This is a genomic window from Mediterranea sp. ET5, from assembly GCF_023337025.1.
GTDB lineage: Bacteria > Bacteroidota > Bacteroidia > Bacteroidales > Bacteroidaceae > Phocaeicola_A.
Window position 1 is genome coordinate 23,206 of record NZ_JAMBLN010000013.1, and the last position, 11,318, is coordinate 34,523.

Sequence of the window (11,318 nt, forward strand, 5' to 3'; positions counted from 1 at the left end):
TTTTCCCTCCAATGACACGGGAATCATGCTTTTTGTCTAAATTTGCAACATCTTACGAAAGGATATCACATAAAAGCTACATCAACATACTACATGGAAAAGAAATTCAAACGAACAACCGTCACTTCGGCGTTGCCCTACGCCAACGGTCCTGTACACATTGGCCACCTCGCCGGTGTGTATGTTCCTGCCGACATCTACGTGCGTTACTTGCGCCTGAAGAAGGAAGATGTACTCTTCATCGGCGGGTCTGACGAACATGGAGTGCCCATCACCATCCGGGCACGTAAGGAGGGCGTTACCCCACAAGATATTGTTGACCGTTACCACAACCTCATCAAGAAGTCGTTCGAGGAATTTGGCATATCGTTCGATGTGTACTCGCGCACCTCGTCGGCAACCCATCACCAGATGGCTTCCGACTTTTTCCGTACGCTTTACGATAAAGGCGAATTCATCGAGAAGACCAGCATGCAGTATTACGACGAGGAGGCGAAGACCTTCCTTGCCGACCGCTACATCACCGGCGAGTGCCCGCACTGCCATGCCGAGGGCGCTTACGGCGACCAGTGCGAGAAGTGCGGCACCTCCCTTTCGCCTACCGAGCTCATCAACCCGAAGAGCGCCATCAGCGGCAGCAAGCCCGTGATGCGCGAGACGAAGCACTGGTACCTTCCGCTCGACAAGCACGAGGCATGGCTCCGTCAATGGATTCTGGAAGACCACAAGGAATGGCGTCCGAACGTGTACGGACAGTGCAAGAGCTGGCTCGACATGGGTCTGCAGCCGCGTGCCGTAAGCCGCGACCTGGACTGGGGTATCCCTGTTCCCGTGGAGGGAGCCGAAGGCAAGGTGCTCTATGTGTGGTTTGACGCGCCCATCGGCTACATCTCCAACACGAAGGAGCTTCTGCCCGACTCGTGGGAGAAATGGTGGAAGGATCCCGAGACACGCCTGATTCACTTCATCGGCAAGGACAACATCGTGTTCCACTGCATCGTCTTCCCCGCCATGCTGAAGGCGGAGGGAAGCTACATCCTGCCCGACAACGTGCCTGCCAACGAGTTCCTCAACCTCGAAGGCGACAAGATATCGACCTCGCGCAACTGGGCGGTTTGGCTCCACGAGTACTTGGTGGACTTCCCCGGCAAGCAGGACGTGCTGCGCTACGTGCTCACCGCCAATGCTCCCGAGACCAAGGACAACGACTTCACCTGGAAGGACTTCCAGGCACGCAACAACAACGAGCTGGTCGCCGTCTACGGCAACTTCGTCAACCGGGCACTGGTGCTGACGCAGAAATACTTCGACGGACGTGTACCCGAGTGCGGCGAACTGACCGACTACGACAAGGAGACCTTGCGCGAGTTCGCCGACGTGAAGACGCAGGTGGAGTGTCTGCTCGACGTCTTCAAGTTCCGCGATGCGCAGAAGGAAGCCATGAACCTGGCACGCATCGGAAACAAGTACCTGGCTGACACCGAGCCGTGGAAGCTTGCCAAGACCGACATGCCGCGTGTGGCAACGATTCTGAACATCGCCCTCCAGCTGGTTGCCAACCTCGCCATCGCCTTCGAACCCTTCCTGCCCTTCAGCTCGGAGAAGCTGCGCAAGATGCTCTGCATGGACAGCTTCGACTGGAATCAGCTGGGACATACGGACCTGCTCCCTGCCGGTCATCAGCTGGGCAAGCCCGAACTGCTCTTCGAGAAGATTGACGACGAAGTCATCGCCGCACAGGTGGAAAAGCTCGAAGCGACCAAGAAGGCAAACGAGGAAGCCAGCTACAAGGCGAACCCCATCCGTCCGAACATTGAGTTCGACGACTTCCTGAAGCTGGACATCCGCGTGGGTACGGTGCTCGAGTGCACCAAGGTGCCCAAGGCGGACAAGCTCCTGCAATTCAAGATTGCCGATGGACTGGAGAACCGCACCATCGTCTCCGGTATCGCACAGCACTACAAGCCCGAGGAACTCGTGGGACGCCAGGTGTGCTTCATCGCCAACCTGCCGCCGCGCAAGCTGAAAGGCATCGTGTCGGAGGGCATGATTCTTTCTGCCGAGAACTTCGACGGCAGCCTCTCCGTGATTGGCCCGATGCGCGAAGTGAAGCCGGGCAGCGAAGTGAAATGATTTAATCCCTGACAATTGACAATCGGCAACGGGGGCGCACCGTCCTTCCGTTGTCCCTTGTCAATTGTTTGTTTCCCCACAACCATTATGAAAGAAGTATTGCTTTATAACCTAAACAATGAGAAGGGAAAGCGCATCCGCGAAGTGTGTGCCTCCCTGTCCGTTTCGTGCCGCGACATTACCCCCGCGGACTATCTGGAAACCATCGGCGCACTGGCAGGCATCGTCGGCTATCCGCGCCGCCACACCCCTGCCGGACCGGCGTTCGGCGAGGAGATGATGATATTCTGCGATTTCAACAGCGACGACATCTACAACTTCCTCTCACGTTCCAAGGCGGCAGGCATCGCACCTGTCCACCTCAAGGCAGCCCTCACGCCCCACAATGTGCAATGGAACTCGCTGCAAATCCGCGAGGAACTGCTCAAGGAGCATGCTGCCATGAACGGCGGAAGCGCAAAGTGACCGGCATGAAGTATTTCATCACCTACGGCGACGAGAACTACACCCGTTCCGCACAGCGGCTCGCAGCGGAAGCCCGTTCGCTCGGCATCTTCGACGACGTCCGGACGTACGGACCGGCGGACCTGCCCGACGATGTGAAGCGGCATCCGCTCATGTGTCATGCCCGTGGGGGAGGATACTGGTACTGGAAACCCTGCCTTCTGCAGGCATGCCTGCGCCGGATGCAGGAGGGCGACATCCTGGTATACGCCGATGCAGGCTGCTCCGTGCAGCCGTCGCCAGAATGGGACCGCTTCTTCCGGGACCTGCGGACGAAGAGTGTCGTCGCCTTCCGGCTGGGCTACCGCAACAAGTTCTACTGCCGCCGCAGCCTGCTGGACTATGCACGCACCGAGCAACCGCACTGGGGCGAGTACTACCAGGTGATGGGCGGTATCCTGCTGCTGAAGAAGAGCCGGGCGAGCGTCCGGCTGGTGGACGACTGGCGACAGCTCATGGACGAGCATCCCGAGTTTGTGACCGATGTGCCGGCAGAAGAGCGGAAGCACGAGGCACCCTTCTTCCGCGAACACCGCCACGACCAGTGCGTGTTCAACGTCTGCCTCTACCGTTGCCGCGACCAGGTGCGCATCCGCTGGGAGAATGTGGAGCGCATCGCCCTCTTCGGACGGCAGGCGTTCCTGGCTTCCCGCCTCTCGGACCGCAATCCCCACCGCGTCATGCCGCGCACCCCCTTCTCGAAATTCCTCACACGCACCTTCGCGGGGCGTCCGCTTTCCTCCCTGCGGCAATGGTACTGGGAGAAGAAACGCTAGCTTATGGACTCACTCAAAGACAAGACGGCAAAAGGACTCTTCTGGGGCGGATTCAGCAATACGCTCCAGCAGGTGGCGAGCATGTTCTTCGGCATCGTGCTGGCACGCATCCTCTCGTCGCACGACTACGGACTGTTCAGCATGCTGCTCATCTTTACGTCCCTGGCCAACCTGCTCCAGGACAGCGGCTTCACCACGGCACTCATCAACAAGAAGGATGCTACCGACGAAGACTATAACTCCGTCTTCTGGTTCAGCTGCTCGATGGGAGCGGGGCTGTACGTCCTCTTCTTCCTTGCCGCACCGTGGATTGCCGAGTTCTATGGCGCGCCCGAACTGACGGCAGGCGCCCGGGTGCTCTTCCTGTGGTTCCTCTTCGGCTGTACGGGGACGGTGCACAACGCCATCCTCATCAAGCGGCTGATGATGAAGGAGAAGACCCGTGCCGACCTCACGGCGTTCATCGTGTCGTGCGTCGTCGCGGTGACGATGGCACTCTGCGGCATGGCCTACTGGAGCCTCATAGTCCAGATGGTCGTGCAGGGAGCCGTGAGCGTCCTCCTGCGCTGGCACTACTCCCCCTGGCGTCCCTCGTTCCGCTTCCCCAAAGCCCCCATCCGGCGCATGCTGCCCTTCAGCAGCAAGCTGTTGATAACGGGGCTGTTCAACGTCGTCAACGACAACATCTTCACCCTCATACTCGGCATCCGCTACTCCAAGGCGCAGGCAGGCTACTACTCGCAAGGACGTAAGTGGGGCTACATGGCATACTCCAGCCTGTGGGGCATGATGTCGAACGTCTCGCAGTCGGTTCTGGCACAGGTCGCCGACACGCCCGGACGGCAGCAGGCGGTCTTCCGCAAGCTCGTGGGCTTCATGGCGTATGTCACCTGCCCCTGCATGCTCGGGCTGGCATTCGTGGCGCCGGAGCTGACCACCATCACCGTGACGGACAAGTGGGCGGCGAGCGTCCCCTACATGCAGCTGTTCTGCCTCTGGGGCATCATCGCGCCGCTGAACAACCTCTGCACGAACACGCTGCTCAGCCGCGGACACTCCGGCGTCTACATGTACGGGACGATTGCGCTCGACGTGGTGCAGCTGCTGGTCATCTACTTCTCCGCTCCGCTGGGCATCTATCAGATGGTCATCAACTACGTCGTGGTCAACTTCGCCTGGTTCTTCGTGTGGTTCTACTTCATCCGCCGGAGCATCCCCGTCAGCCTGGCGGGACTGCTGTTCCGGGACCTGCTGCCCTATGCCGCCCTGACCCTTGCCGCCATCGGGGTGGTGCACCTCGTGGTGACACCGCTCGGGAATGTCTACCTGCGCTTCGGCTGCAAGATAGCCTTCGTCGCCCTGCTCTATGTCGGGACGCTCCATGTGCTGCGCTCCGAGATGCTCCGCGAGACCCTCGGCTACCTGCGGAAGCTGAAGGGCGGAGGACGGGGGTGAACGGAGCGGTTGACACGTCCGTCGGTCAACCACGCCGGAACAGTGAAAGGCGGACAGACACCCATCCCTGCAAACAGATAAACTCATATACTCATGCTGACACTCATACCCATCGGAGGACTCGCCAACCGCCTGCGGAGCATCGCTTCGGGAGTGGCGCTGGCACGGGACTACGGACAGACACTGCACATCTACTGGTTCAAGGACGCGGGGCTGAACTGCCGCTTCGACGACCTCTGCCTTCCGCTCGACGCACCGGACATCCGCCTGCACGAGGCATCGGCGCTGGACGCGCTGGTCTATGACCGTCCGCGCAAACGGAACGCACGGCTGCCGGGCATGTTCCAGCGGCTGCTGTTCGACGGACGGCTCCATGAACAGGGACCCTGGACGGCGGACGCACCCGCCTTCGACTTCGGCGGATGGATGGCGCAGCACCGGCGTACGTACATCAGCAGCTGCCACTCGTTCTATCCTGCCGACCCTGTCCTCTATGGCGAGCTCTTCCGTCCGAATGAAACCGTCGGACGGCTCGTCGACGCCTACGTCGCGCGCTTCACGCCACACACCGTCGGGGTACACATCCGACGGACGGATAACGCCGCCTCCATCGCCCGCAGTCCCCTGTCGCTCTTTATCGAGGAGATGGAGCGCGAGGTAGCGGCGCACGCGGACACACTCTTCTTCGTGGCATCCGACTCCGAGGAGGACAAGCGTGCCCTGCGTGCACACTTCGGCGACCGCATCCTCACGTCCGACCGTCCGGCAGACCGCTCCAGCCTGGCAGGCATGCAGGAGGGAGCCGTCGACTTCTTCACGCTCAGCCGTACCCGGCGCATCATCGGTTCCTACTACAGCTCCTTCTCCGAGGTTGCCGCACTCATCCGCGGCATCCCTTACCACTGCACAGCCTCACGCCTATGAAAGTCACCGTCTTCCCCTACCTGCAACCCCGTCCGGGCACACGCCCCAACCCCTACATCCACGACATGGTGCAGGCACTCTCCGCGCTGCCCGGCGTGGAGGTCGTCAATCCGCCCCATCGCAATCCGCTCCTCTCGCTCCTGAAGCCGGGACGGCAGGGCGACGTCGTCATCCTCAACTGGTTCGAGAGTATCCCCGACTTCCGCCACGGATACATCCAGACGTTCATTGCCGTGCTGTGGTTCGTGTGGCTGAAGCTGCGGGGCAGGAAGGTGGTGTGGATGCTGCACAACAAGCATCCCCATCACCCGCGCCGCCGTCGGCTGAAGGAACTGCTTACCCGGCTGGCAGCACACGGGGCGGACCTCATCATCACCCATGCCACCGACGGTGTGGAGCTGGTCCGCCAACGCTTCCCCCGTCAGGCGGCAAAGGCGCACTTCCTCCATCACCCGACGAAGGACCGTCTGGGTGTCCCTGCCAACGTCCCGCCTGCCTGCGACTACCTCGTGTGGGGGCACATCACGGCGTACAAGGGCGTGCTCGAACTCCTGGAATACCTCGCCGCCCGTCCGCAGACCTTCCGTGTGTGCATCGTGGGCGGCTGTTCGGACGAGTCGCTCCGACGGAAGATTGAGGCGGTCCGCCTGCCGAACGTCGACTGCCGCTTCCATGCCCCCTCGTTCGAGGAGCTGCGGACGTACCTGGACCGGAGCCGCTTCGTCCTGGTGCCTTACCACGCCGCGTCGGTGCTCAGCTCGGGCATCCTCATGGATTCGCTGGCGTTCGGAGCGAAGGTCGTGGGGCCCGATACCGGCTCGTTCAAGGACTATGCACGCGAGCCGCGCCTGAAGGTCTATACCTTCCGCTCGTTCGACGACCTTGCCCCTCTGCTGGCGGCACATGGCGACGAGCCTGCCTCGATGGAGGCCTACCGCGACTTCCTGACGGAGAACGACTGGGCGCATTTCGTCCGTCGGCTCTGCCGCCTGCTGGAGGGCGGAAGGGACTCCTGCTGACGCTGACGTTCTGACACGGAAATCCCCGTTTGGCTGTCTCTTTTTCCCGATTGGGCGTTTTCAGCTGACGCGTACCTTGGTGATTTTCTCCCTTCTGGAGCGAAGTTGAATACATATTTTAAGATAGTGCCGTCCGGACGAGGCTTTATTTTTACTTTATTCACATAAAAACGACCGTTTGCTTCCGTTCCCATCGCGGTGTCTACCCCTTTTCACCGTCGTACGGACACGTCCGCACCACCGTACCGACCCATCCGCACCACCGTGCGGACACGTCCGTACGAAAAGAAGGGTCTGTTTTGTCTGCATTCTTTACCTGTTTTCATTTTTAGACGGAAGTGGGCTTGTGTTTCCCAACTTTCGTTTGGACGTCCGTCCGGAGGATTTCATACCGTCCGGATGAAGAAAGCGTGCGTGCGTAGAGAGAAAAGAAAGGAAAATGCAGAGTAAGGTGACAACCTGCATTCAGCAAATCGCCCGAGAAGGCCCTTCCTGCTCACCGATTCGTATTTCGGTGCAAGGAAGGCCCTTCTCGGGCGATTCATTTGACGTTTTGACAAAATGCCAACTTTATCGGTTCATGTCGGCACCCAGGTAGAAGCCCAGGTTCGTCTGCTGGTTGTAACCCATGTTCTGCATTGCCTGCGAGAGGTCATAGGTGTGGTCCTCCATGAGGTGGGTGAAGCGGTGGTGCGTCGGGTAGTTGGTGGAAAAGACCAGGATGGACTTGTTGTCTTCGGAGCCCAGGATGACCTCTTCGCGCCAGTCGCCGAGGAAGTCGCCGTAGTAGCACGGGTTGTACTTCGTGCTGTGGTTCCCCTGGTTGCTGCCGTAGCCTGTGCTGAAGTTCACCAGCCGGTTGCGCTTCGTGAGCGGGTTCGCCCGGTAGCTCATGATGAGTCCGCGGTCCCAGAGGTCACGCGTCAGCTCACCGCTCCAGTAGATGGCGGCGTTGTACATCGTTCCCCCCGCCGATGCCCTTCGGCAGGTCGGCAGTGACGGGTGCGTCCGACGGACCGCCGCAGTTGTAGAGCCCCGAGTTGATGGACGACCAGTATTCGAAGTTCGGGCTGTCGGGGTCGATGTCTGCCACGATGCTGCGCCCGACGTCCCCGTGGTCCCCGGCTCCGTGTCCGGCGATGAGCGAGCCGTCGCGTGCGTCAATCACCTGGCAGGCATAGCCGTGCCCTTGTCCCGCATAGTTCCCCGGCTCCTCGAAGGAAGCGACGATTTGCAGTCCCTCGCGGTCCTTCACGAATTTGCCCACGCTCAGGCAGTCGCCGTGCCCGTTGCCCGTGCACCAGAGCTCGTTGCCGTTGTCGTCGATGGCAGCAGAGCCGTAGAGCACCTCGTCGCGTCCGTCCCCGTCGAGGTCGGCAACGCGGAAGGCATGCGAGCACATGGCGAGCCACTTGTCGCTGTGTTCGGCGGTGTCGAAGGTCCAGCGTGTCTGCAGGCCGTCCTCCCGCAGGTCGAGGGCGCGGACCTGCCAGTTCTTGTAGATGCCGCGCGAGATGATGAGGCTGGGGTTGGTCGTGCGGACGCCGGTGGATGGGTCGGGTATGCCGTCGAGGTAGGCGACGCCGATGAAGAAACGGTCCATGCGGTTGCCGTAGTCATCGCCCCAATAGTCAATCCAGTGTTGGGCGCGGTCCTTCTTCGAGCCGCTTCCGCCGCGGGCGATGTTGTCGGTACGTGCTATCTCCCGTCCGTCGAACGCCCGGCAGACGGAGATGTACTCCGGTCCGTCAAAGACGAGTCCGCAGGTTGTCGGGAGCGAAGCGCCCGAAGCCCAGCCCGCCCCGTTGCTTTCGCGGATGCGGTAGTCATGCACCCGGCCGTCGGCGTTGGTGATGGTCTTCCCGTCGGCAAAGGTCGTTCCCTCTGACGAGCGGAAGGCAATCTCGGGCAGCCCGTCGCCGTTGAAGTCGTAGACGATGTAGGACGTGTAGTGGGAGCCCGAGCGGATGTTGATGCCCAGGTCAATCTGCCACAGGAGGGTGCCGTCCATCTTGTATGCCTGCAGGAGGGTGGTGCCGTTGTGCCAGCCGCCTTGGTTGGCGCCGTCATAGGGCTCGCGCTTCACGACCAGCTCCATGACGCCGTCGCCGTCAAGGTCCGCCGGCTGGATGTCGTCGATGGTGTAGGTCAGCGAGGGGTCGGGCAGCCGCGAGTCGTCGACGGGAATCCGGTAGTAGAACATCTTGGCGCGTTGCGGTGTGAAGGTGTAGGCGCATAGCGTCTCCGCCTGGTTGGCAAGGGTGACGCGGTAGCGGGTGGTCTGTGCGGGGTCGATGGTCTCGTCCAGCCAGCAGGAGGCATCGGCGATGGGTGCGGCGTTCAGCTTCGTTTCCGTCCCGTCGTTGACGGACTTGTAGAGGTCGAAGGCGGTGCTTGCCGGGTCAGTCGGCAGCATGCGCCAGCTGATGAGGGCACCGTGGATGCCGGTGGTGGCGTTGGCGTCCGCGTCCGGTGTCGGGTCGTAGCTGACCCACATGGCACGGTCGCCGGTGATGATGTCGGTCGGCAGGGGCGGCAGTTCGTCCGATGGGAGGAGGGTGTCGGTGTCGTCCTTGCAGGCGGTGAGGCTCGCCGTGAGGCAGCAAGCCCACAAGAGTTTATGAAGGGTTTTCATAAGCGGTAGTCTGTATGGTTAATGGTTCTGTGTGGTTTGTGATGTGTCGGACGGAGCTTCCCGGTCCGGCACCGGTCGGGTGGTCTCCTGTCGGTGCCGGGAGCCGGGAGGGTGTCCGGCGGACGTCCGTCGGTCAGTCACCCCAGCCCGGGTTCTGCCCGAGGTTCGGGTTCTTGAGCTTGTCCGCCTGGGGGATGGGGAAGAAGTACATCTTGTCGTCCCATTGGCGGGCTACTTCCTTGCGGGTGTAGGCGAATGTGCCGTCCGTCTGCCGGGTAATCTTCATCTCGGTGATGCTCCTGAAGTACTTGTCAGCCTCTTTCCAGCGGCGGACGTCCCAGAAGCGGTGTCCCTCGAAGGCGAGCTCGACCATCCGTTCGTTCTTGTACTTCGTCCAGAACTCGTCGTTGCTCATGCCGGTGGGGAAGGGTGGCATGTTGACGCTCTTGCGGGCGCGGGTCCGGCTGGCTGCCTCCCGGGCGGAAAGGGGGAACTCCGCACTGGTGGCGTCGGCACTGCCCAGGTAACGGAAGACTGCCTCGGCATAGTTGAGGTAGAACTCTCCCAGTCGGAAGGTAATCCACGTGTGGTATGCCGACTTGTTGGTGCTGTTCGAGCGCGGGTCGATGTCGCCCTGACAGTATTTCTTCAGGTAGTAGCCCGTGGGAGTGCCCCCGTTGACCGGCTCGCCATTGGCTCCTCCCTGGAAGGTCTCCAGCGGGGCTTCGTTCCAGGCGGGCCAGCCCGTCTCCCCGTTGACGGCAATGGTTGCGGCGAGGCGCGGGTCGCGGTTGGCACAGGGGTTGGCGGGGTCGTAGAACGCGCTCTGGTCCCAAGGCTTCCCGTCCACCATCTCATAGGCATCCACGAGGTTCTGCGTCGGGCAGTTGCCACCCTTGCAGTTCTCCAGTCCGGCGGGGAAGTTGGAGGTCTCCATGCTGCTGCTTTCGCGGTCCGCCCTTCTGCCGAAGATGATTTCCGAGGTGGCGTCCTTGTAGTTGTTCTTGGTCCACAGCTTGGCATAGTCGTCTATGAGCTTCATCTTCGCGGCGTCGGCAGCGTCGAGCAGCTCCTTGTTGGCAAGTGCGGCGCGGTGCCACAGTTCCTTGTCGCCCGTCGGGTTGAACAGCGGACTGGCGGCGTAGAGGGCGGCACGCGCCTTCAGGGCGAGCACGGTCAGGCGGTTGACCCGTCCCGTCTCGGGTGACTCGGCAGGCAGGGCGACGTCGGCGGGCAGGTTGGCGTAGTCGGCGATGATGGAGTCCTTCACGGCGTCACACTCGGCAATGATGTAGTCGAAGATGTCCTGTGCCGGGGTGCGTGGGAGGGCATTGCTCTCGTCGGCAGTGAGCACATGGTCGCTGAAGGGCACGTCGCCATACTGTCGCACGAGCAGGAAGTAGTAGTAGGCTCGCAGGCAGCGGACCTCGTAACGGTAGTTGTTATAGCGGTACATCTGCGGTTTGTAGTCGGCGTTCATCTCCAGTTCGGGGAAGGTCAGTCCGGTGAACCGTTCCAGGTAGAGGTTGCAGTTGGAGATGGCGCGGTAGCAGGAGCGCCATGCGCCGGCGGGCGTGTTGACCGGACTCCAGGTGCCGTTGTAGAACGTCTCGATGGCGCCGCCGGAGTACGCGTACTCCGCTTCGTCGGTCGCGGCGCCGAGGACCGCGCCGGAGTAGGAGCCGAAGTCGGTGTCCAGGTCCGAGTAGATGTTGGTTATCAGGCCGCCGACATTGCCGAAGTTCAGCTTCACGAAGTCCTCATCGTAGTTGTTGTATTCGTGGTAGTCCATCTCTTCGGAGCAGGCAGACAGCGCTCCCAGGCACAGGACGCCACAGAGGAATGTATTCAGTTTCATAGTTCGTCTTGTCT

Annotated in this window: 7 protein-coding genes and 1 pseudogene; 6 read left to right on the forward strand and 2 right to left on the reverse strand. The window is 61.2% G+C overall.

The features are described 5' to 3' along the window. The first annotated feature begins 93 nt into the window (after positions 1-93). The 6 genes from metG to M3087_RS09015 all read left to right on the forward strand — a co-directional run bounded on the left by metG (position 94) and on the right by M3087_RS09015 (position 6,811). Positions 94-2,133, forward strand: a complete 2,040-nt coding sequence (gene metG, locus M3087_RS08990) for a methionine--tRNA ligase (RefSeq protein WP_249095130.1) — start codon at positions 94-96, stop codon at positions 2,131-2,133. Between the two features lie 87 nt (positions 2,134-2,220). After that, positions 2,221-2,598 (forward strand): DUF3783 domain-containing protein, encoded by a 378-nt coding sequence (locus M3087_RS08995; RefSeq protein WP_022385391.1) that lies wholly within the window; start codon positions 2,221-2,223, stop codon positions 2,596-2,598. A gap of 5 nt (positions 2,599-2,603) precedes the next feature. Beyond that, a complete protein-coding gene (locus M3087_RS09000) occupies positions 2,604-3,413 on the forward strand; it encodes a hypothetical protein (protein WP_249095133.1) in 810 nt (269 codons plus the stop codon). Positions 3,414-3,416: 3 nt separating this feature from the next. Then, positions 3,417-4,868 (forward strand): lipopolysaccharide biosynthesis protein, encoded by a 1,452-nt coding sequence (locus tag M3087_RS09005; protein ID WP_249095136.1) that lies wholly within the window; start codon positions 3,417-3,419, stop codon positions 4,866-4,868. Between the two features lie 93 nt (positions 4,869-4,961). Continuing rightward, positions 4,962-5,792: a glycosyl transferase gene (locus M3087_RS09010; protein ID WP_249095140.1), complete on the forward strand. Its 831-nt coding sequence runs from the start codon at positions 4,962-4,964 to the stop codon at positions 5,790-5,792. Then, a complete protein-coding gene (locus tag M3087_RS09015; protein WP_249095142.1) occupies positions 5,789-6,811 on the forward strand; it encodes an exopolysaccharide biosynthesis protein in 1,023 nt (340 codons plus the stop codon). Before M3087_RS09010 ends, M3087_RS09015 begins: the two co-directional genes overlap by 4 nt. Positions 6,812-7,381: 570 nt before the next feature. Here M3087_RS09015 and M3087_RS09020 read toward each other — a convergent pair. Together M3087_RS09020 and M3087_RS09025 are read right to left on the reverse strand one after the other, a co-directional pair. Then, a pseudogene (locus M3087_RS09020) lies at positions 7,382-9,446 on the reverse strand (hypothetical protein). A gap of 133 nt (positions 9,447-9,579) precedes the next feature. Next, complete coding sequence (locus M3087_RS09025) at positions 9,580-11,304, reverse strand: RagB/SusD family nutrient uptake outer membrane protein (RefSeq protein WP_249095144.1); 1,725 nt, start codon at positions 11,302-11,304, stop codon at positions 9,580-9,582. Between the last annotated feature and the right edge of the window lie 14 nt (positions 11,305-11,318).

Excerpts from the sequence above, each read along its gene's own strand:
- M3087_RS09015 (WP_249095142.1), top strand. The coding sequence starts at position 5,789 with ATGAAAGTCACCGTCTTCCCCTACCTGCAACCCCGTCCGGGCACACGC.
- M3087_RS09000 (WP_249095133.1), top strand. The coding sequence starts at position 2,604 with ATGAAGTATTTCATCACCTACGGCGACGAGAACTACACCCGTTCCGCA.
- M3087_RS09010 (WP_249095140.1), top strand. The coding sequence starts at position 4,962 with ATGCTGACACTCATACCCATCGGAGGACTCGCCAACCGCCTGCGGAGC.
- M3087_RS09025 (WP_249095144.1), bottom strand. The coding sequence starts at position 11,304 with ATGAAACTGAATACATTCCTCTGTGGCGTCCTGTGCCTGGGAGCGCTG.
- M3087_RS08995 (WP_022385391.1), top strand. The coding sequence starts at position 2,221 with ATGAAAGAAGTATTGCTTTATAACCTAAACAATGAGAAGGGAAAGCGC.
- metG (WP_249095130.1), top strand. The coding sequence starts at position 94 with ATGGAAAAGAAATTCAAACGAACAACCGTCACTTCGGCGTTGCCCTAC.
- M3087_RS09005 (WP_249095136.1), top strand. The coding sequence starts at position 3,417 with ATGGACTCACTCAAAGACAAGACGGCAAAAGGACTCTTCTGGGGCGGA.